A 21,436-nucleotide genomic window follows, 5' to 3' on the forward strand; every position below is an offset into this window, starting at 1 on the left:
CCACCCGCTTTGCTCTTGGCGAGCAAAGCGACCTCCCCTTTTCAAGGGGAGGTGAAGACCCAGTAGCGGGCCCCTAATCCTGCGCGGCAAAGATCCGGTAGCGGCGGGGCTGCAGGGAGACGATTTCGCCGGCTTGCAGCTCGCGGTCGCGGGGGGCATCGATCTCGATCACGGTCTTGCCTGCGTCGCCGGCCAGCGCCACTTCCGCGCGCTGGATCGGGCCGAACGAGCGGACGTGGCGGATCGCGCCGTCCAACGCGCCTGAGCCCGCCGGGCCGATCGCCATGTCGTGGCGGCGGACGAACAGTTTTGCCGCGCCGGATGCCGCACCCAGCGCCGGGATGTTGAGCGGACGGCCGTCGAGCCGCACCGCGTCGCCGGCAACGTCGACCGGCAGCACGATGGATTCGCCGATGAAGCCGTGCACGAAGGCGGTGGCCGGATTGTCGTAGACCTCGCCGGGCGAGCCGATCTGCTCGATCTTGCCCTTGTCCATCACCACGACGCGGTTGGCGACCTCAAGCGCCTCCTCCTGGTCGTGGGTAACGAAGATCGAGGTGACGTGGATCTCATTGTGCAGCGAGCGCAGCCATTGCCGCAGCTCCTTGCGCACCTTGGCGTCGAGCGCGCCAAAGGGTTCGTCGAGCAAGAGGATGCGCGGCTCGATTGCGAGCGCGCGCGCCAGCGCGATGCGCTGACGCTGGCCGCCGGACAGCTGGCTCGGATAGCGATTGGCGAGCCAGTCGAGCTGTACCAGATCGAGCAGCTCCTTGACGCGGGCGCGGATCGTCGCCTCGTCCTTGCGGACCGCGCGCGGCTGCACGCGCAGCCCGAAGGCGACGTTCTCGAACACCGTCATGTGGCGGAACAGCGCGTAGTGCTGAAACACGAAGCCGACCTGGCGCTCGCTGGCGCCGCGGGTCAGTGCGTTCTCGCCGTCGATCGCGACTTCGCCGGAATCCGGCCAGTCGAGGCCGGCGATGATCCGCAGCAGCGTGGTCTTGCCGGAGCCGGACGGGCCGAGCAGCGCCAACAGCTCGCCGTCGGCGACCTTGAGATCGACGTCGTCGAGCGCGGCAAAGCTGCCGAACGTCTTCACGATGTTCTTGACTTCAATCGCCATCGGCCACCTCTGTCTCGCCCAGCCGCCGCTCCAGAATGGTTTTCATGACCAGCGTGATCAGCGCCAGCATCGCCAGCAGCGATGCGATCGCGAACGACGCGACGAACTGGTATTCGTTGTAGAGAATCTCGACCAGCAGCGGCATCGTGTTGGTCTCGCCGCGGATGTGGCCGGAGACAACAGACACCGCGCCGAACTCGCCCATCGCGCGCGCGTTGCACAGCAGCACGCCGTAGAGCAGGCCCCATTTGATGTTCGGCAGCGTGACGCGGAAGAAGGTCTGCAGGCCGGAGGCGCCGAGCGAGATCGCGGCCTCCTCCTCCTGCGTGCCCTGCTCCTGCATCAGCGGGATCAGCGCGCGCGCCACGAAGGGGAAGGTGACGAAGATCGTCGCCAGCGCGATGCCGGGCACCGCGAACAGGATATGGACGTTGTGCGCCTGCAGCCAGGTGCCGAAGAAACCCTGGGCGCCGAACAGCAGCACGAAGACGAGGCCGGAGATCACCGGCGAGACCGAGAACGGCAGGTCGATCAGCGTGATCAGGAAGGTCTTGCCGGTGAATTCGAATTTCGAGATCGCCCAGGCCGCGATCACCCCGAACACGAGGTTGAGCGTCACCGAGATCGCGGCGACCACGAGCGTCAGCTTGATCGCCGCCATCGCCTCGGGCTCGGCCAGCGCCGCGAGATAGGCCATGATGCCCTTCGAGAAGGCGGATGCGAACACCACGACCAGCGGCAGCACGACGAACACGCTGAGGAAGGTGATCGCCAGCGCGATGATGATGAAGCGGATCGGCCCCGGCTCGGTGCGCAAATTGCGCGGCGCCATGGCCGGCTGGGCGCGCACGATCTCGAGTCGCGGCGCCGGCGCCGCGACGCTGACGTCGGTCGTGGGCGCGTAGGTCCGCAACTGCCTGGTCGAAGTCACCAATCCCGTCTGCATCGACATCGCAAGGCCTCAATGCGCGGGAATGCGGGTTTGCGCCCAGCGCTGCAGGCGGTTGATCAGGAAGATGATCAGGAACGAGGCCAGCAGCATCACCACCGCGATCGCGGTGGCGTCGGCGTAACGGAATTCGGACAGCCGGATCACGATCAGCAGCGGTGCGATCTCGGAGACGTTGGGCAGATTGCCGGCGATGAAGATCACCGAGCCGTACTCACCGATGGCGCGGGCGAAGGCCAGCGCAAAGCCGGTGAGCAGCGCCGGGATCAGGCTCGGCAGGATGACGCGGAATACGGTGTGCCAGCGGTTGGCGCCCAGGCTCGCCGCCGCCTCCTCGATCTCAGGATCGAGATCGATCAGTACCGGCTGCACCGTGCGCACCACAAAGGGAATGCCGATGAAGACCATGGCGATGAAGATGCCGATCGGCGTGAACGCGACCTTGATGCCGAGCTCGGCGAGCGGCGCGCCGAGCCAGCCCTTTTGCGCGAACAGCTGCGTCAGCGCGACGCCGGCGACCGCGGTCGGCAGCGCAAAGGGAATGTCGACAATGGCGTCGAACAGCCGTCGGCCCGGAAAGCGGTAGCGCACCAGCGCCCAGACGATGATGGTGCCCATCACCAGATTGACGCAGGCCGCCGCAAACGACAGCCCGAACGAAATCTTCAGCGCATTCAGGGTGCGGCGGCTGGTGATGATGCCCCAGAACTGGTCGAGGCTAAGCTCGAAGGTCTTGAGGAACAGGCCGGCCAGCGGAATCAGGATAATGACGGAGAGCCAAGTCAGGGTCAGTCCCATGGTGAGACCGAACCCCGGCAGGGTACTGCGCCGTGCAACCGCTGTGCTCACAAATCCCCCTGTTCGACCTAAAGCGCGATCCATCGCGCTTTAGTCTGTTGGCTACGCATGATCTTATCGGAAAACCGCGTCACACTTTTCCGGATCATGCGCCGATATTTCGATCAGTTCTTGTAGATCTGATCGAAGATGCCGCCCTCGGCGAAGTGCTCCTTCTGCGCCTTGGTCCAACCACCAAAAACGTCGTCGATGGTGAAAAGTTCAACCTTGGCGAAGGATTTTTCGTACTCCCTGGCGATCTCGGGGTCGCGCGGCCGGTAGGAGTTGCGCGCGGCGATCTCCTGGCCTTCCCTGGTGTACCAGTATTTCAAAAACGCCTCGGCGACCGCGCGGGTGCCCTTTTTATCGGCAACGGTGTCGACGATGGCGACCGGCGGCTCGGCCAGGATCGACTGCGGCGGCGCCACGATCTCGAACTTGTCCTTGCCGAATTCGCGTTGCGCCAGAAAGGCTTCGTTCTCCCACGCGAGCAGCACGTCGCCGACGCCGCGCTCGACGAAGGTGACGGTCGAGCCGCGCGCCCCGGTGTCGAGCACCGGCACGTTCTGGTAAAGATCGGCGACGAACTTCTTGGCCTTGTCGGCAGAACCATACTTCTTCTGCGCATAGCCCCAGGCGGCAAGATAATTCCAGCGCGCGCCGCCCGAGGTCTTCGGGTTCGGCGTGATCACGGCGACGCCCGGTTTAATCAAATCGTCCCAGTCCTTGATGCCCTTGGGGTTGCCCTTGCGCACCAGGAACACGATGGTCGAGGTGTAGGGCGAGGCGTTGAGCGGCAGCCGCTTCTGCCAGTCGGCCGCGACCAGGCCCTTACCGGCGATCGCATCGATGTCGTAGGCCAGCGCCAGCGTGACGATGTCGGCCTGCAGCCCGTCGATCACCGCGCGCGCCTGCGAGCCGGAGCCGCCATGCGACTGCTTGATCTCGACGCTCTTGCCGGTCTCCTTCTGATAGGCCGCGGCGAACGCCTTGTTGAAGTCGACATAGAGCTCGCGCGTCGGATCGTAGGACACGTTGAGCAGCGACACGTCGGCGGCGAACGCCGAGCTTGCCCACAACAGCCCCGCGATCAGCGGCAGGATACGACGGACCATCTTGCTCTCCATTCAACCCCGGGAATGTCAGGGGAACACACCCTGACATAACTCGCGGTGAAGCGGGTGTAAGTCAACGAAACCGGTTTTCTTTGTTTTCTGTCGTGCAGCGCGCTTGTGCTACGAAGTCACCGCACTGCAAACGCTTTGTTACGACATCTTCATCGTATGGATGCCGCATTCGGTCTTCGCCCGGCCACGCCAGCGGCCAGCGCGTGCATCCTCGCCGGCTGCGGACCGGCTCGAGCAAGGCATACACCCGACCGACTGATATCCCGATGCGACAAGTGGATGCGGCGGGAGTTTTGCAAGGGCGTAGATCGCCTCGATCTCCTCGCGGGAGACGTTGGCGAATGGATTGAATTTCAATCTGACGCCGTCATCCTCGACCACGGGAATGTCGGCGCGCGTACCGCCCTGGAACCGCTTGCGGCCATTGATCCAGCCGGCGAACGGCTTTAGCGCGCGCGCCAGCGGCTCGACCTTGCGGATGCGGCAGCAGGCATCGGGATCGTTGAACCACAGCTCGCGATCCGGATCCTGTTGCGCCAGCGCCTGTTCGTCGGGCTTGATCGAACGCACATCGGTGAGGCCGAGCGCCTCGATCAGCGTATCGCGATAAGCCAGCGTCTCCTCGAACAGCCAGCCGGTGTCGAGGAAGACGACGGGAATCGACGGATCGACATCCGCCATCACCTTGAGCAGCGCGGCGGACTCGGTGCCGAACGACGACACCAGCGCCAGCTTCTCGCGGCCGACCGTCTCCAGCGCAGCGGCGATCACCTCGGCGGGCGAGGCCGTGCGCAGCGCACGGTCGAGCGCATCGGCGGACGGCAATGCGCCCGCCTGCGGCTGCGCGAGCTCTGGTGCAAGCGTGCTCACTGGCCGGCGCTCTCCGAATGGCGCTGCTGCATGCGGCGGTTCAGCGCGGTGACGCGGCCGTCGCCGGTCGGCTGATAGAACACCGAGTAGCGCTTCATGGTCTCGGCGAAGGCGTCGGCATCCGCATCCTTCTTGACCTCGAAGGCGTCGAAGCCGGCGCGGGTCATGAACACGAACTGGTCGCGCAGGACCTGGCCGGTGGCGCGCAGCTCGCCGTCATAGCCGTAGCGCTCGCGCAGCAGGCGCGCCTGGCTGTAGGCGCGGCCGTCGCGGAAGGTCGGAAACACCAGCGCGACCGAGGCCAGACGATCGAGATGCGGCACGAGATCGTCGAGATTGCGGTTGTTCGGCCAGACCACGCCAACCTTGCCGGGACGGCGCAGCAGCGCCTCCGGATCGGCGAGGAAGCGCTCCGCCGTCACCAGCACCGCGCCGTCGCCCGGCAGTTCGGCGCCGTCGGCGACATGGACGAACAGATCGGTCGTGATTCTTCCCTGCTTAACGAGTGGCATAGACCCGCTCCCTGAATGGCTCGACGCCCAGACGCTTCACCGTGTCGACGAACAGCTCCTCGGGACGGTCGCGCAGCGCGAGATAGGCTTCGACAATGTCTTCGATCACGTCGGCGACTTCCGCATAGGGAACGGCCGGGCCGATCAGGGTGCCCATCTGCGCGTTCTCGTCGGCGCGGCCACCGATCGTGATCTGATAAAACTCCTCGCCGTTCTTCTCGACGCCGAGAATGCCGATGTGGCCGACATGGTGATGGCCGCAGGCATTGATGCAGCCGGAGATGTTGATGTGGAGCCGGCCGATCAGGCCGGCGGTGTCGTGGTTGGCAAAGCGCCGCGTCAGCTCCTGCGCGATCGGGATCGAGCGCGCATTGGCCAGCGAGCAATAGTCCAGACCCGGGCAGGCGATGATGTCGGTGACGAGGTTGACGTTCGGCGTCGCGAGGCCAAGGCGGTCGAGCGCCTTGAACAGGGCCGGCAGGTCGCGCTTGGCGACATGCGGCAGCGCCAGGTTCTGCTCGTGGCCGACGCGAACCTCGCCGAACGAATATTTGTCGGCGAGATCGGCAAGCGCGTCCATCTGCTCGGCGGTGGCGTCGCCGGGCGGGCCGCCGACCGGCTTCAGCGACAGCGTCACGATCGAATAGCCCTGCACCTTGTGCGGCGACACCGAGTTCTTGCGCCAGCGCTCGAACAGCGGGTCATGCGCGGCCTGCTTCAGCTCGTCCGGCATGTGCGGCAGCTTTTCGTAGGCCGGATAGGAGAAGCGCGAGCGGACCTCCTCGATGGCGGCGTGGTCGAGCCGCAGCTCGCTGTCGCCCATCTGCTTCCACTCTTCCTCGACTTCCTTGGCGAATTTCTCGATGCCGAGCTCGTGCACCAGGATCTTGATGCGCGCCTTGTAGATGTTGTCGCGGCGGCCGTACTGGTTGTAGACGCGCAGGATCGCCTCGATGTAGCTCAGCACGTCGCGGCCGTGCACGAACGGCTTGATGGTCTTGGCGATGAAGGGCGTGCGGCCGAGGCCGCCGCCGACCAGCACTTCGAAACCGGTCTCGCCGTCGGCATTCTTGTGCAGCCGCAGCCCGATGTCGTGGATCTTGATCGCGGCGCGGTCGTGCTCGGAGGCGGTGATCGCGATCTTGAACTTGCGCGGCAGGAACGAGAATTCCGGATGCAGCGTGGTGTGCTGACGGATCAGCTCCGACCAGATCCGCGGGTCCTCGATCTCGCCTGGCGCGACGCCGGCCCACTGGTCCGAGGTGACGTTGCGCATGTTGTTGCCGGAGGTCTGCATCGCGTGGATGCCGACCTCGGCGAGATCGGCCAGTGCATCCGGCAGCTCGGCGAGCTTGATCCAGTTGAACTGGATGTTCTGCCGCGTGGTGAAATGGCCATAGCCGCGGTCGTAGCGGCGCGCGACATGGGCGAGCCGGCGCAGCTGCTTGGTCGACAGCGTGCCGTAGGGGATCGCGACGCGGAACATGTAGGCGTGCAGCTGCAGGTACACGCCGTTCTGCAGGCGCAGGATCTTGAATTCGTCCTCGGTGAGCTCGCCGGAGAGGCGGCGCTTCACCTGATCGCGGAATTCCGAGACACGCTCGTTGATCAGCGTGCGGTCGAGTTCGTCATATGCATACATAATGGATGAACCTTACGCCGGCGCCTTAAGCGGGGACCTGGAGGTCGATGGTGACGCCCTTGGCGCGGATCTGTTCGCGGAGATTGCCCGGCTTGACCTTGCCGCCGTCCTTGATCTCGACCGGCGCGATATAGGGGCCGACCGCGCCGACGTCGTCGGCGGTGGCTTCGGCCAGCAGCGCGCGGGCGTCGTCGGAGGTGCTGACGATCGCGGAATCGGAAAGTTCGGTGGACCAGCCCTTTTGCGCGGTCCGGTACACCACCGCACCATCCCAGGTGCGGTTGGCGGTGACCACCGACGGGCCCGTGATCCGGATTTTCTTTTGTTCGAGCGGAGAGGTCATTCGGCAGCCTTCAGCAATTCAGAGAACATCTGGTTGGAGAACAGTTGGGTGACGTTGGATCGGTTCCAGGGCGCGGAATGCGCGACCACGTCGCCGATGATGAGAACGGCGGGACCGCCATCGACCTGTTTGACCAGTTCGGGCAACCGCGCGAGCGTGCCGACCGCGGCCTTGGCGTCGGGGCGCGTCACTCGCGCGAACACGCCGACCGGGGTTTCCGGCGAGCGGCCCGCCGCGAGCAGGCCGTCGCGGATCGACGGCGCCGCGGTCATGCCCATGTAGACGACGACGGTCATCTTCGTATCGGTCAGCGCCGACCAGTCGACGACTTCGGCATCGCGCGCCTTATGCGCGGTGAGGAAGGAGATGCGGAGCGCCTCGTGCCGGAAGGTCAGCGGCACCTCGAATTGCGCCGCGGCGCCGAGGCCCGCAGAGATCCCGGGAATGATGGAATAGGCGACGCCGGCGTCGCGCAGCGTCTCGATCTCTTCGCCGCCGCGGCCGAAGATGAAGGGATCGCCGCCCTTCAACCGCACCGCGCGCTGGCCCGCCTGCGCGGCTTGGATCATCAATTTGTTGATGGCATCCTGGCCGATGCCGGGCTTGCCGACGCGGCGGCCGACCGGAATGCGCGACGCGTCGCGCCGGATGCGGTCGAGAATGTCGGGCGACACCAGTTCGTCATAGAATACGACATCGGCATCCTGCAGCGCGCGCAGCGCCTTGACGGTGAGCAGATCGGGATCGCCCGGACCGGCGCCGACTAGTGTGACGTGGCCAATCGCTTTTCCTTCTGCGCTCGCGCCGGCGAATGCGGCGGGATCGGCGATCGCGTTGAGCGCCTGCTCGGCATCGTCCTTGCGGCCGGCCAGCACCAGCGCGCCGATCGGGCCGTCGATGATGCGCTCCCAGAAGCGGCGGCGCAGCGGAAATTCCTCGATGCGAGCATGGACCTGCTTGCGGAAGCGGCCGATGAAGCCGGCGAGATCACCGATCCGCGCCGGCAGCACCGCCTCGATGCGCTCGCGAATCCGGCGCGCCACCACCGGCGAGGTGCCGCCGGTCCCGACCGCGACCACGACATCGCCGCGATCGACGATCGCCGGCATGATGAAAGTGGAATGCGCGAGGTCGTCCATCACGTTGACCGGCAGGCCGATCGCCTTGGCGCGCGCCGACATCGCAACCCCGATCTCGCCGGCGCCGGCGCAGAGCACCGCGATGACGTCGGACAGATCAGCCGCGAGCGGATCGCCCGCAGCGCGCTCGATGCGCGCGGCGTCGTCTGCCGAAAGCCCGGCGAGATCATGATCGCCGTCGGTCGCATACCAGCGAACCGCGGCGCCGGCGGCCGCCAGCAGCCGCAGCTTGGCGCGCACGAGATCGCCCGCTCCAACGAGCAGCACCTTGCCGCTTTGCAGATCCAGAAACACAGGCAGGTATCGCATCAGACACTCGCTTCCCCAACTTGGGGGTTGACTGAAATTATTTTCTATTTATCTCTCGATCAAGGCCGGCAAAGAGAAAATTATTTCTTCTCTATTGCGGCGCAACTTTAGAATTTTCACCCCCTCAGGCCAAGGCCCGATAGATGCATCTTCTCGACAACGAATCCGCCACCGCCGGATCGCGTTCCGCCGCCCTCACGAAAGCATCTTTTGTGCCGCCGCCAGCCGCCGCGCAGGCCGCTCCGTCGATGGACCATCTCGACGAATTGGAGGCTCAGAGCATCTACATTTTGCGCGAGGCGTTCGCCCGGCTGAAGAAGCTCGCGCTGCTGTGGTCGCTCGGCAAAGATTCCAACGTGATGATCTGGCTGGCGCGCAAGGCGTTCTTCGGCCGCGTGCCGTTCCCGGCGCTGCATGTCGACACCGGCAAGAAGTTTCCGGAGATGTACGCGTTCCGCGACCGCTTCGGCAAGGAGTGGGACCTCGACCTGCGCGTCGAGCCCTGCCCGCCGATCGACAGCGTCGACCCGACTTTGCCGCCGGCGGCGCGTTCCGCCGCGCGCAAGACCGAGGGGCTGAAGCTCGCGCTCAACAAATACGGCTTTGACGGATTGATCGCCGGCATCCGCCGCGATGAGGAGGCGACCCGCGCCAAGGAGCGCGTGTTCTCGCCGCGCGGCCTCGAAGGCGAATGGGACGTCCGCGACCAGCCGCCGGAGTTCTGGGACCAGTTCAACGCCTCTCCGCCGCAGGGCGCGCACTTACGCATCCATCCGATCCTGCATTGGACCGAGGCCGATATCTGGGCCTACACCAAGCGCGAGAACATCCCGATCATCCCGCTCTATCTCGCCAAGGACGGCAAGCGCTACCGCTCGCTGGGCGACCAGGACATCACCAACCCGGTGGCGTCGACCGCGACCAGCATCGACGAAATCCTCGATGAGCTCGATAACACCAAAATCCCGGAGCGCGCCGGCCGCGCGCTCGACCACGAGACCGAGGATGCGTTCGAGCGGCTGCGTGTCGCCGGCTATCTCTGATTTTCCCCTCGAAGAAAAACCTGGCCTTCCACTTCGTGCGAGCGTTCCGATGAACATGATCCTCCCCACCGCCGCGATCTCGGCAACGCCCAACGGCACCACGCGGCCGCAAGTGCGCATCGTCATCGTCGGCCATGTCGATCACGGCAAGTCGACCCTGGTCGGGCGGCTGCTGCATGAGACCGGCAGCCTGCCGGACGGCAAGCTGGAAATGCTCAAGGCGGTCAGCGCGCGGCGCGGCATGCCGTTCGAGTGGTCGTTCCTGCTCGACGCGCTGCAGACCGAGCGCGACCAGGGCATCACCATCGACACCACGCAGATCCGCTTCCGCACCCGCTCGCGCGACGTCGTGCTGATCGACGCGCCCGGCCACGCCGAATTCCTCCGCAACATGATCACCGGCGCCTCGCAGGCCGACGGCGCGGTGCTGATCATCGACGCGCTCGAAGGCGTGCGCGACCAGACCCGGCGCCACGGCTATTTGCTGCATCTGCTCGGCGTGAAGCAGGTCGCGGTCGTCGTCAACAAGATGGACCGCGTCGACTTCAGCGCCGAGCGCTTCAAGGCGATCAGCGACGAGATTTCCGCGCATCTGATCGGCCTCGGCGTCAAGCCGACCGCGGTGATCCCGATCTCGGCGCGCGACGGGGACGGCGTCGCCGAGCGCACGCCGCGGATCGAATGGTACAAGGGCCCGACCGTGGTCGACGCGCTCGATGCGCTTGAGCCGGCGCGGCCGCTGGCCGAATTGCCGCTGCGCCTGCCGGTGCAGGCGATCTACAAATTCGACGACCGCCGCATCGTCGCGGGCCGCATCGAGTCCGGCAGCCTGAAGGCCGGCGACGAGATCGTCATCATGCCGGCCGGCAAGATCGCCAAGATCAAGACGGTCGAGAGCTGGCCGGTGACGCCGGTGAGCGGCGCGCAGGGCGCCGGGCGCTCGGTCGGCATCACGCTCGACCGCGAACTGTTCCTCGAGCGCGGCGACATCATCGGGCACGCCGGGCAGAGCCCGCGCGACACCCGCCGCATCCGCGCGCGGATCTTCTGGCTGCACGACAAGCCGCTGACCAAGGGCGAGCAGATCCTGATCCGGCTCGGCACCCGCGAGAGCCGCGCCACCGTGGTGGCGATCGAAAAGGCGATCGATCCGGGCGCACTCTCGAACGAGGAAAACACCGCGATCGCACGCAACCATGTCGGCGAGATCGACATCTCGCTGGCGCAGCCGGTTGCCGCCGATCCCTACACCGACAATCCGCGCACCGGGCGCCTGGTGATCGAGGTCAACGGCCGCATCGCCGGCGGCGGCCTCGTGCTATCGGTCGACGCCGGCCGGCCTGCGGTGCCGGTCGATATCGTCCCCGTCGAATCCGCGCTGCGGCCCGACGAGCGCTCGGCACGCTACCGCCATAACGGCGCGGTGATCTGGCTGACCGGCCTGCCCGGCTCCGGCAAGTCGACATTGGCGCGCGCGCTGGAACGCCGCCTGTTCGGCAATGGCGGCTCGCCGATCCTGCTCGACGGCGACACCCTGCGCGCCGGATTAAACGGCGATCTCGGCTTCTCGCCACAGGATCGCGCCGAAAACATCCGCCGCCTTGCCGAGGTCGCGACCCACCTCGCGCGCAACGGCCATATCGCCATCGTCGCCGCGGTGTCGCCGTCGGCCGCCGACCGCGCCGCCGCGCGCCGCATCGCCGACAGCGCGTTCCGCGAGATCTACATCGCGACGCCGGCCGAGGTCTGCGAGACCCGCGACCCCAAGGGCCATTACGCCAAAGCCCGCGCCGGCGCGCTGCAAGGTTTCACCGGCATCGGCAACGACTATCAGCCACCGTCGGGCAATGAGCTCACCATCGACACCTCGAACCGCTCGGTGACTGATGCCACCGACGAGATCGAGCGGATGCTGGCGAAGACCGGCGTCCTGTTCGACGAGCTGACCGACCTCGCGGCGAATATCTAACCGCTTGTCGTTGCCCGGCTTCGACCGGGCGACCCAGTATTCCAGAGACGTCAGTGCTTTAGCCGAGAGGTCGCGGCGTACTGGATGCCCCGCTCAAGGCGGGGCATGACACCGGAGTGTGGGTTACAGGGGGCCTTCTCAGAGCCGTGGCTTTAGGGCTAAAAGGGCCGTGAACGCGGCCCTTTGGCGCGTTTTTTGCTGATTTCTTCCGAAAACAGCGCCTAAACGCCCCATTTCCTTGAGAAAGCCCATCATGAATCGTGTCGATGCCCATGGATTGAAGATCGCCCCTGTCCTGTTCGATTTCATCGCCAAGGAGGCGGCCCCCAAAACCGGGATCGCACCGGATGCATTCTGGGCCGGACTTGCCGCCATCCTCCAGAAGCTCGGACCGAAGAACCGCGAGCTGCTGGCGTTCCGCGACACGCTGCAGGCCAAGATCGACGACTGGCATCGCGCCCACAAGGGCAAGGCGTTCGACCTCAACGCGTACACCGCGTTCCTGAAGGAGATCGGCTATCTGCTGCCCGAGCCCGCGACCCAGAAGGTCGAGACCGCCAATGTCGACGAGGAGATCGGCAAGATCTGCGGCCCGCAACTCGTGGTGCCGCTGACCAACGCCCGCTACGCGCTGAACGCCGCCAACGCGCGCTGGGGCTCGCTCTACGACGCCTTCTACGGCACCGACGCGATCCCGCATGACCCGAGCGAGAGCGGGAAAGGCTACAACAAGGCCCGCGGCGACAAGGTGATCGCAAAGGCAAAAGCCTTCCTCGACGCCTCCGCGCCGCTTGCGACCGGCGGCCACACCGACGTCACCGCCTACAGCGTGATCGCCGGCCAGCTGTCCGCAAAACTGAAGAGCGGCAATTCCACCGGCTTGAAGAATGCTGCGCAGTTCGCTGGCTATCAGGGCGATGCGGCCGCGCCGAGCGCGATCCTGCTGGTCAACAACGGGCTGCATGTCGACGTCCAGATCGACCGCAAGCATCCGATCGGCAAGGACGATCCGGCCGGCGTCGCCGACATGATCATGGAGGCCGCGGTCTCCACCATTCTCGACATGGAAGACTCGGTCGCCGCCGTCGACGCCGAGGACAAGGTGCTGGTCTATCGCAACACGCTCGGCCTGATGAACGGCACGCTGTCTGCCGATTTCGAGAAGGGCGGCAAGACCATGACCCGCGCGCTCAACACCGACCGCGTCTACAAGACGCCGCAAGGCGGCGAGCTGAAGCTGCATGGCCGCAGCCTGCTGCTGATGCGCAATGTGGGCCATCACATGTTCACCGACGCGGTGCTCGATGCCAAGGGCGAGGAGATCCCGGAAGGCATTCTGGACGCCGCCGTCGCCGGCCTGCTCGCGATCCACGACCTCAAGGGCAATTCGAAGACCAAGAACAGCCGCACCGGCTCGGTCTATATCGTCAAGCCGAAGATGCACGGCCCCGACGAGGTGCAGCTGACCTGCGACCTGTTCGGCGAGGTCGAGAAGATGCTCGGCCTGGCCGAGAACACCATCAAGGTCGGCATCATGGACGAGGAGCGCCGCACCACGGTTAACCTCAAGGCCTGCATCCAGCGCGCCTCCAAGCGCATCATGTTCATCAACACCGGCTTCCTCGACCGCACCGGCGACGAGATCCACACCTCGATGGAAGCGGGTCCGATGATCCGCAAGAACGACATGAAGGCGCAGCCCTGGATCAAGGCCTATGAGGACTGGAACGTCGACACCGGTCTGGTCGACGGCCTGCCCGGCCGCGCCCAGATCGGCAAGGGCATGTGGGCCGCGCCCGACAAGATGGCTGACATGCTCACCCAGAAGATCGGCCATCCGCAGGCCGGCGCCACCACCGCCTGGGTGCCGTCGCCGACCGCGGCGACGCTGCACGCGCTGCACTATCACCAGGTCAACGTAACAGCGCGTCAGCAGGAGCTCGCCAAGGGCGGGCCGCGCGCAAAGCTCTCCGACATCCTGACCATTCCGGTGTCGCAGTCGAACTGGGCGCCCGACGACGTCAAGCAGGAGATCGACAACAACTGCCAGGGCATTTTAGGTTACGTCGTGCGCTGGATCGACCAGGGCGTCGGCTGCTCCAAGGTGCCCGACATCCACGACGTCGGCCTGATGGAAGACCGCGCCACCTTGCGCATCTCGAGCCAGCACCTGGCGAACTGGCTGCATCAGGGCGTCATCACCAAGGACCAGGTGATGGAATCGCTGAAGCGCATGGCTGCTGTGGTCGACAAGCAGAATGCTGGGGACTCGCTCTACAAGCCGATGGCGCCCTCCTTCGACGGCGTCGCCTTCAAGGCCGCCTGCGATCTCGTGTTCGAGGGCCGCACCCAGCCGAACGGCTACACCGAGTACATCCTCACCGCGCGCCGCCGCGAGGCCAAGGCCGCGGGCTGATCCGCAAACGCCGCACCATCAAGCGGAAGCCCCGGCACGACGCCGGGGCTTTTTTGTTCGAGGTGCACTTCTGCGCGCAATCACTCCGTCATCCTGAGGAGCGCGCTTTTGCGCGCGTCTCGAAGGATGCACGGCCCGGCTGGTGGCCGTCGACCCTTCGAGACGCGCGCAAGAGCGCGCTCCTCAGGGTGACGGGTCGGAGCGCAGCTAGAACACCGCGAGATATTTCAGCAGCGAGACGATGCCGATGATGATGACGATGACGCGCGCGATCTGCTTGGCGCGGCCGTCGAGCGGCAGCATGTTGATGAGATAAAGAACCAGGATAATGACAAGGAAGGTAACAAGTACGCCGACGAGCATGCGGGCCCCCTGAAGGCATGGTTGAAGGTCGCGAACAGCCCCACTTCAACGTGTCGTCCAGGGCTCGGTTCCCGACGGAGGAACCGCGGGTAACCGACAAAACGCAAATGATTCCAACGGTTCCGTAGTTATACGGCATCAAAATTTTAAAGTCTTTACCGTTCTTGCCCCAAATGACGAAAGCTTTGGGGGAAGCAACATGCTCAATCGCCTGACCGTATCGGCGCTGCTGAAGGCCGTCATCCTCGTCACCTCGTTCTGCGTGGTGGTGGCGATCTCGCTCAATGCCTGGGAGTCCTTCGGACGCCTGCAGGTCGCGAGCCGCATCTTCGTGATCGCGGATGCCTCGGCCAATCTGTTCAAGGCGATGCACAATCTGCGCACCGACCGCTCGACCACGAGCCGCCTGCTGGGCTCGGACGCGCCTGTCGATTGGGAGATCGAGAAGTATCTGCGCAACATTCGCGACACCGAGATGCCGGCGATATCGAATGCGCTCACCGCGCTCGGCAGCTTCGAGTTCGCGCAGCAGAAGACGCTGGTCGGCGAGCTCGACCGCCTGTTCAAGACCGCCACCACGTTGCAGAACGAATTCTGGGATGCGATGGCCAAGCCGAAGGCCTCGCGCCGGCCGGCGCTCGCCAAGGATTACACCGACACGGTGAACGCGCTGCTCGACACCATGGACAAGTTGTCCGGCGTGCTCGCCGCCGACGTCAATCACAAGGACGCCATGATCGACCAGCTGCTGGCGATCAAGCAGATCGCCTGGCTGCTGCGCAACACCGCCGGCGAAGCCTCGCTGATCGTCTCAACCGGGCTCAACAAGGGCAGCGTCACGCCCGAGATCAGGACCAGCTACACCAGGTTCGTCGGCGGCATCGAGGCCGCCTGGAGCGCGCTGGAATTGACCACCGCTGGCATGCAATTGCCGCAGGCGCTGTCGAGCGCGATGGCCGCCAACAAGACCGCCTATTTCGAGCCGCAATACCTGACGCTGCGCGATCGCCTGCTCGACACGCTTGCCGCGGGCGGCAAGCCCGAGCTGACCGCGAACCAGTGGACCCCGCTCACCGTCGGCCGTCTCGCCGCCGCGGTCGGCGTTGCCGAAGCGGCGCTCGATGCGGCCAAGGCCCATGCCGCAAGCCAGTATTCCTCGGCGCGCGAGGCCCTGATCGTGCAGCTCGCGCTGCTCGCCGCCGCGATCGGCCTCACCGTCGGCGCGATGCTCGTGGTCAGCCGCCGCGTCATCGCTCCGCTGCACCGGATGCGCGACGCCATGCTCAAGGTCGCATCCGGTGATCTTTCGGTCGACACCGGCTATGCCGGCCGCGGCGACGAGATCGGAGCGCTGGCCGGCGCGCTCGAGACGTTCAAGCAGCAGGCCGAGGAGAAGGTCAGGATCGAGGGCCAGGAGCGCGAACGCAATGCGGGAGCTGCGGCGCGCCAGCTTGCGATCGAGGGCCATGTCGGCGAGTTCGAGGGCCTGGTACGCGAGACGCTGGACCGGCTCGGCGATGCCTCCGGCCAGATGCGCACCACCTCGAACGGCCTGTCCTCGGTGTCGCGGCAGACCAACGAGCGCGTCCAGGTCGCCGAGAAGGCCTCCGGCGAGGCCTCGATGAGCGTGGAAGCGGTCGCCGCCGCGGCCGAGGAGCTCAGCGCCTCGATCAACGACATCAGCCAGCAGGCCGCGCACGCCGCCGGCATTGCCAGCCGCGCGGTGAACCAGGCCCGCGAGACCGACGGCACCGTGCAGGGCCTCGCCAAATCCGCCGGGCGGATCGGCGAGGTGGTCGGCCTGATCAACAGCATCGCGGCGCAGACCAATCTGCTTGCGCTCAACGCCACCATCGAGGCCGCACGCGCCGGCGATGCCGGCCGCGGCTTTGCGGTCGTCGCCTCCGAGGTCAAATCGCTGGCGAGCCAGACCGCCAAGGCGACCGACGAGATTTCGGAGCAGATCGCCGACATCCAGAAGGTGGCGGGCGATGCGATCGACGCCATCAAGGGCATCGGCAGCATCATCGGCGAGGTCAACGAGGTCGCCACCGCGATCGCCGCCGCGGTCCAGGAACAGGGCGCCGCGACCGAGGAGATCACCCGCAGCACGCAGTTCGCGGCGCACGGCACCAAGAACGTCTCCGAGAACATCACCGGCGTGAAGCTCGACGCCGATGCGTCGGCCGCGGCCGCCGACCAGGTCAAGCGCGCCTCGGAGCTGCTGGAAGCCCAGAGCCAGCAGCTCGGTCAACAGGTCACCGCGTTCCTCGGCCGGATCCGCGCGGCGTGATTGCCCCAGGATCCGCTGCCTCACCGTCATCCTGAGGTGCGAGCGCTTGCGAGCCTCGAAGGGTCGACGGCCACCAGCCGGGCCGTGCATCCTTCGAGGCTCGCCGAAGAGGCTCGCACCTCCAGCGACAAAGGCGAAGCCTTTGCGCGGGGATGACGGTGTTGGTTTGCTCAGCTTGCTCGGTGTCATCACCCGGCTTGACAGGGTGATCCAGTATTCCAGAGACGCCGGCGATAGAAGCGAGGGGCCGCGGCGTACTGGATCGCCCGGTCCATGTGCGCAATTGCGCACAGGCCGGGCGATGACAGCGGTGGTGAGGGCAAAGCTTCACACCCTCTCAGGATGACGGATTACTGACGGATCACTCCCGCGCCACCACGGGCGCGCGCTGGTACTTGGCGCGGATGCGGTCGGGGACCGGGGAGAAATTGACCTCGGCGCTGCGGCGATCGATGCGGCTGACCGACATCAGTCCGTCCTTGCCGGCGACGATGTCGCCCTTGCGCAGGGTCGGATCGTCCTCGATCTTGACCGCGGCGAGGCCAACCGGATCCTTGCCGTTGCAGGTGCAGCCCGCGACGATCTCGTCGCGATAGCGGAATGCGTTGGGCAGCTCGGAATAGGGTTTTCCATCCTCGGTCTCGGCGCTGTCGATGTTGCCGCCATAGACCACCTCGGTGGCGCTCGCCGGGCAGAAGCTGTTGCAGGATTCCTGCTTGCTCTGCCTGCCGGTCGCCGCGAGCGGGAAGTAGCGGCCGTCGCAGCTCCGCACGCAATAGGCCTGGCCGCTGCCATAGCTGCTGTAGCGCGGACGCTCGACCCGCTGCGCCGGCGCATAGCCATCATCGAACGGCATCCGCACCATCGGAGGACGGCCCTGCATCAGGCCGCCGAACAATTGCGAGAAGAAGTCCTGGGCCTGCGCGGCGGGCGCCAGCGAAACACAGCACAACGCTGCCGTCCCGAGCGTCCACCGTATCGTCTTTGGCATCAGCATGATCGATCTTTAGTAGGCCGCCGGCGCCGCGATGTTCATCGCCTGGCGTCCCGAGGGCAGCGTGGTCACGGCGGGACGCGGCGACGCCGGGCGGACCGAGATCCGGGTCGTGGTCGGGCCAAGCTCGCGCGCGGCGAGATGCGGCGCGTTCTTCGCCAGCACCACCACCTTGGTGCCGACATCGACCCGGCTGAACAGATCGGCGACGTCCTCATTGGTCAGGCGGATGCAGCCGGAGGAGACGAACTTGCCGATGGTCGAGGGGTCGTTGGTGCCGTGGATGCGGTATTCGCTGGAGCCGAGATACATCGCGCGGGCGCCGAGCGGATTGCCCGGGCCGCCGGCCATGAAGCGCGGCAGATAGGGCTGGCGGCGGATCATCTCGGCCGGGGGATGCCAGTCCGGCCACTCCGCCTTGCGGCTGATGGTCTGCACGCCCGACCAGGTAAAGCCCTCGCGGCCGACGCCGACGCCGTAGCGGATCGCCCGGCCGCCACCGAGCACATAGTAAAGCGCGGTGTTGCCGGTATCGATGATGATGGTGCCGGCCGGCTCGTTGCTGTTGAGCGCGACGGTGGTGCGGCGCAGCCGCTCCGGCAGCGCGCCGTCCTCGGTCCCGGCCATGGGATCGTTCATCACCTCATCGGTCGGGAAGCCATCCGGCTGGGTCGAGGCATAGCCGAGCGGGCGGTAGTTCATCTGAGCGCTGGCCGGGCTCGCGACGACGAAGGGTGCTGCGAACAGGATGCTGGCGAAGGCAAGGGTGCGCGCGGCGCGCGACGCAGGCCGGCGGCGGGAGGGAGACTGCTGTGTCATGTGCTGCCCCTGGAGGGATCCGCATCGAGGTGATGCGATGCCAAGCCAACGCGTCTCGCCGTCCGCCGGTTCCGTCCCGAATCATCGCAAGACTGCGATTGTCAACCCGTGGCAGCTCACGACTTCGCGACGGAACCTTTCGCCGGGCTGTCTCGTTGTCACCGGCAGTTCGACGCGCGGGGCGGTTTCGCGGCGCAGTTGTTGTTTGTCCTCGCGCGGGAGACTTCTGGTGCGCGCCTTTCCGAGTGAACGTCTGCTTGGCAATGCGCCCCAAGGTCATTCTGAAGGCACGCCGCTCCCCGACAGCAAAGCCGAATTGCCGCCGGTCATTCGCCGCGCCGAGCTGGTCGCCTTCGCGCTGGTCGCGCTGCTGGTCATCGTCGTCGTCGCGGTGCTCTATCTGGCGCGCGCGTTCTTCCTGCCGATCACCATGGCCTTCATCATCGGCACCATGCTGTCGCCGGCGGCAAGCTTGCTCGAACGCTACCGGATTCCGCGCCCGCTCGGCGCCGTGCTGATCGTGCTCGCGGTCGGCGCCGCCGTCACCTTCATGGTCGGGCTGATCGCCTCGCCGGTGATGGAGTGGAGCTCGCGGCTGCCCGAGCTCGGCGCGATTCTGAGGGACAAGCTGCACGTGTTCGACCGGCCGCTGGCGCTGTGGCAGGAGTTGCAGAGCATGGTCGGCGGCTCCGACACGCTCGCCACATTCCAGCTGCCGAAATTCGAGTGGGTGCAGCCGACGCTGGAATTCCTGTCGCCGACCTTCACCGAATTCCTGCTGTTCATCGCAACCCTGATCCTGTTCATCGCGAGCTGGAAGGACCTGCGCCGCGCGCTGGTGATGACCTTCAGCGAGCGGCAGGCGCGGCTGCGCACGCTGCGCATCCTCAACGAGCTCGAAGTCCATCTCGGCAACTACCTGCTGACGGTGACGATGATCAATATCGGCGTCGGCATCCTCACCGGCGCGATCTGCGCCGTCGCCGGCATGCCGAATCCGGCCGGCCTCGGCGCGCTGGCCGCAGCATTGAACTTCGTCCCGATCATCGGCCCGGTCGCGATGTTCGTGGTGCTGGTTGCGGTCGGCATCATCGCCTCGCCGACCATCGGCGCCGGGCTGATCGCTCCGGCCTGCTTCACCGTATTGACCTTCATGGAAGGCCACTTCGTCACCCCGACGATCGTCGGCCGCAGGCTGTCCTTGAATGCGCTCGCGGTGTTCCTGGCGCTGGCGTTCTGGACCTGGCTGTGGGGCCCGATGGGCGCCTTCCTGTCGTCGCCGCTCTTGATCGTGGGGCTGATCGTCAAGGAGCATCTGATGCCGGTCAATTCGCCGCAGCTGCCTGAGGAATAGAAAGCGTTTTCAAGCGAGGTGGACAGCCCTTGGCGTGAAGAACGCACGTCGAACGGCAATGACCGGTTTCACCCAAGGAACATTGCCTGCGGCGAAACGTTTTCTCGGCAAGCACGCGAGTTCTCCGGGAGCTTTCGATGTCGGACAGCGTATTTGGGATCAGGAACATGACGGACAAGACGACCTACGATCGCCTCGAGAAGGATGTCATCGCGGTGAAGAACGACATTGCCGCGCTCACCGAGCAGATCACCGACGCGCTCAATTCGTTTGCCGGCAACGCCGGCAAGCAGGCGCGCCGCCGCCTCAACGAGGCCCGCAGCAACGCGGAATCCAAGCTCGACGACATGTCGGAGCGCGGCAGCGCGATGATGGGCGCGGCGCAGGACGCGGCATCCTCGATCGAGGAGTCGCTGGAAGAGGTGATCGCGCAGCGGCCGCTCGCAACCGTCGGCCTTGCGCTCGGCCTCGGCTTTTTGATCGGCCTCACCTGGCGCCGCTAAAGCGTTTTCCAGCGAAGTGGATGCCGGTTCGCGTGAAGAAAACGCGTCAAAACAGGAATCTAGAGCTCCGTTCCGATGGAATCGGAACGGTAAAGCTCTAGAGCGCTTCGAGGCAAGGCACGGCGATGCTCCAGCGGCTGATCAATGACGTCAAGGACTCCGCCGGCAGCGCGCTGCGGCTGACCTCGCTCGCCGGCGCGGCCGCGATCGCATTGTTCATCGCCATCGCCTTCCTGTGCGCCGCCGCCTTCGTGTTCGTGCTGCAGCATTACGGTCCGGTGGAGGCGTGCCTGGCCGGCGCCGCGCTGTTCTTCGTGGTCACGCTGATCGCCGCCGGCGCCTTCATGGCGCGCCGGCGCGAGATGCGGCGGCGCGCCGAACGGGCCGCGAAGGCCACCGCCGCCGCGGCACTTGCCGATCCGGTGATGATCGCGACCGGCCTGCAGATCGTCCGCGCCATCGGCGTCAAGCGGCTGATTCCGATCATCGCCGTCGGCGGCCTCGCGCTCGGCCTGATGGCAAGCCGCAGCGCCGCCGCGAGCGAGAAGCCGGCGGAGGAGGAATAGCGGACGACATCGAATTTGTTGCGCCACTCGGATTGCTTTGTCGCACCTACTTTCTTTCCAGTTTCCAGCTGAGGTGTGAGGTGAGCACGCCTCTCAGGCTCCCTCCCCCCTTGCGGGGGAGGGTGGGGAGAGGGGTGCCACACGGCGAACTCTCTCAGCGCGAACGAAGCATACTCGTCGTTGCGAGATTGACCTTCACATCATCATCTCGTCCGGGGCCACCCCTCTCCCCAGCCCTCCCCCGCAAGGGGGGAGGGAGCCCATC

Annotated in this window: 19 protein-coding genes; 7 read left to right on the top strand and 12 right to left on the bottom strand. The window is 65.9% G+C overall.

What is annotated here, in order from left to right; all coding sequences use genetic code 11:
• Positions 1 to 73 precede the first annotated feature (73 nt).
• From CI41S_RS07170 to cysG, 9 genes are all read right to left on the bottom strand, one after another.
• A complete protein-coding gene (locus tag CI41S_RS07170) occupies positions 74 to 1,123 on the bottom strand; it encodes a sulfate/molybdate ABC transporter ATP-binding protein (protein WP_139858059.1) in 1,050 nt (349 codons plus the stop codon).
• A complete protein-coding gene (cysW, locus tag CI41S_RS07175) occupies positions 1,113 to 1,955 on the bottom strand; it encodes a sulfate ABC transporter permease subunit CysW (RefSeq protein WP_139480425.1) in 843 nt (280 codons plus the stop codon). Before cysW ends, CI41S_RS07170 begins: the two co-directional genes overlap by 11 nt.
• Before the next feature lie 129 nt (positions 1,956 to 2,084).
• Positions 2,085 to 2,954, bottom strand: a complete 870-nt coding sequence (cysT, locus tag CI41S_RS07180; protein ID WP_139480409.1) for a sulfate ABC transporter permease subunit CysT — start codon at positions 2,952 to 2,954, stop codon at positions 2,085 to 2,087.
• An 80-nt stretch (positions 2,955 to 3,034) separates the two neighbouring features.
• The gene (locus CI41S_RS07185) at positions 3,035 to 4,024 is read right to left on the bottom strand and encodes a sulfate ABC transporter substrate-binding protein (RefSeq protein ID WP_172627936.1); all 990 of its coding nucleotides are present in this window, start codon (positions 4,022 to 4,024) and stop codon (positions 3,035 to 3,037) included.
• Between the two features lie 150 nt (positions 4,025 to 4,174).
• Positions 4,175 to 4,906 (bottom strand): phosphoadenylyl-sulfate reductase, encoded by a 732-nt coding sequence (locus tag CI41S_RS07190; RefSeq protein WP_139480407.1) that lies wholly within the window; start codon positions 4,904 to 4,906, stop codon positions 4,175 to 4,177.
• Positions 4,903 to 5,418: a DUF934 domain-containing protein gene (locus CI41S_RS07195; RefSeq protein WP_139480406.1), complete on the bottom strand. Its 516-nt coding sequence runs from the start codon at positions 5,416 to 5,418 to the stop codon at positions 4,903 to 4,905. Before CI41S_RS07195 ends, CI41S_RS07190 begins: the two co-directional genes overlap by 4 nt.
• On the bottom strand, positions 5,405 to 7,060 hold the full coding sequence (locus tag CI41S_RS07200) for a nitrite/sulfite reductase (protein WP_139858063.1): 1,656 nt from the start codon (positions 7,058 to 7,060) through the stop codon (positions 5,405 to 5,407). Before CI41S_RS07200 ends, CI41S_RS07195 begins: the two co-directional genes overlap by 14 nt.
• Before the next feature lie 25 nt (positions 7,061 to 7,085).
• Positions 7,086 to 7,403, bottom strand: coding sequence for a DUF2849 domain-containing protein (locus tag CI41S_RS07205; RefSeq protein WP_139858066.1), 318 nt, complete (start codon positions 7,401 to 7,403; stop codon positions 7,086 to 7,088).
• Positions 7,400 to 8,851 (bottom strand): siroheme synthase CysG, encoded by a 1,452-nt coding sequence (cysG, locus tag CI41S_RS07210; protein WP_139858068.1) that lies wholly within the window; start codon positions 8,849 to 8,851, stop codon positions 7,400 to 7,402. The genes CI41S_RS07205 and cysG overlap by 4 nt, the downstream gene beginning before the upstream one ends.
• 248 nt (positions 8,852 to 9,099) lie before the next feature.
• Between cysG and cysD the strand changes: the two genes are divergently transcribed.
• The 3 genes from cysD (at position 9,100) to CI41S_RS07225 (ending at position 14,279) form a co-directional block, all read left to right on the top strand.
• Positions 9,100 to 9,894, top strand: a complete 795-nt coding sequence (gene cysD, locus CI41S_RS07215; RefSeq protein ID WP_139858592.1) for a sulfate adenylyltransferase subunit CysD — start codon at positions 9,100 to 9,102, stop codon at positions 9,892 to 9,894.
• Between the two features lie 49 nt (positions 9,895 to 9,943).
• Positions 9,944 to 11,863: an adenylyl-sulfate kinase gene (gene cysC / locus CI41S_RS07220; RefSeq protein ID WP_139858070.1), complete on the top strand. Its 1,920-nt coding sequence runs from the start codon at positions 9,944 to 9,946 to the stop codon at positions 11,861 to 11,863.
• A gap of 253 nt (positions 11,864 to 12,116) precedes the next feature.
• Positions 12,117 to 14,279 (top strand): malate synthase G, encoded by a 2,163-nt coding sequence (locus CI41S_RS07225; protein WP_139858072.1) that lies wholly within the window; start codon positions 12,117 to 12,119, stop codon positions 14,277 to 14,279.
• A gap of 207 nt (positions 14,280 to 14,486) precedes the next feature.
• Here the strand turns inward: CI41S_RS07225 and CI41S_RS07230 are convergent, their stop codons facing one another.
• Positions 14,487 to 14,642, bottom strand: coding sequence for a Thivi_2564 family membrane protein (locus tag CI41S_RS07230; protein ID WP_139480398.1), 156 nt, complete (start codon positions 14,640 to 14,642; stop codon positions 14,487 to 14,489).
• Positions 14,643 to 14,841: 199 nt separating this feature from the next.
• Here CI41S_RS07230 and CI41S_RS07235 point away from each other — a divergent pair, with 199 nt between their 5' ends.
• Positions 14,842 to 16,935, top strand: coding sequence for a methyl-accepting chemotaxis protein (locus CI41S_RS07235; RefSeq protein WP_139858074.1), 2,094 nt, complete (start codon positions 14,842 to 14,844; stop codon positions 16,933 to 16,935).
• Between the two features lie 361 nt (positions 16,936 to 17,296).
• On the opposite strand, the gene CI41S_RS07240 is transcribed toward CI41S_RS07235, so the two are convergent.
• Positions 17,297 to 17,932 (bottom strand): DUF2865 domain-containing protein, encoded by a 636-nt coding sequence (locus tag CI41S_RS07240; RefSeq protein WP_139858077.1) that lies wholly within the window; start codon positions 17,930 to 17,932, stop codon positions 17,297 to 17,299.
• A gap of 9 nt (positions 17,933 to 17,941) precedes the next feature.
• The gene (locus tag CI41S_RS07245; protein ID WP_139858079.1) at positions 17,942 to 18,748 is read right to left on the bottom strand and encodes a L,D-transpeptidase; all 807 of its coding nucleotides are present in this window, start codon (positions 18,746 to 18,748) and stop codon (positions 17,942 to 17,944) included.
• A gap of 229 nt (positions 18,749 to 18,977) precedes the next feature.
• Here CI41S_RS07245 and CI41S_RS07250 point away from each other — a divergent pair, with 229 nt between their 5' ends.
• From CI41S_RS07250 to CI41S_RS07260, 3 genes are all read left to right on the top strand, one after another.
• The gene (locus tag CI41S_RS07250; protein ID WP_172627937.1) at positions 18,978 to 20,102 is read left to right on the top strand and encodes an AI-2E family transporter; all 1,125 of its coding nucleotides are present in this window, start codon (positions 18,978 to 18,980) and stop codon (positions 20,100 to 20,102) included.
• A 137-nt stretch (positions 20,103 to 20,239) separates the two neighbouring features.
• A complete protein-coding gene (locus CI41S_RS07255) occupies positions 20,240 to 20,605 on the top strand; it encodes an ElaB/YgaM/YqjD family protein (RefSeq protein ID WP_139480255.1) in 366 nt (121 codons plus the stop codon).
• Positions 20,606 to 20,730: 125 nt separating this feature from the next.
• Positions 20,731 to 21,171: a hypothetical protein gene (locus CI41S_RS07260; RefSeq protein WP_139858083.1), complete on the top strand. Its 441-nt coding sequence runs from the start codon at positions 20,731 to 20,733 to the stop codon at positions 21,169 to 21,171.
• The last annotated feature ends 265 nt before the right edge of the window (positions 21,172 to 21,436 follow it).

It is taken from the genome of Bradyrhizobium ivorense, assembly GCF_900696085.1.
In the GTDB taxonomy this organism is placed as follows: domain Bacteria; phylum Pseudomonadota; class Alphaproteobacteria; order Rhizobiales; family Xanthobacteraceae; genus Bradyrhizobium; species Bradyrhizobium ivorense.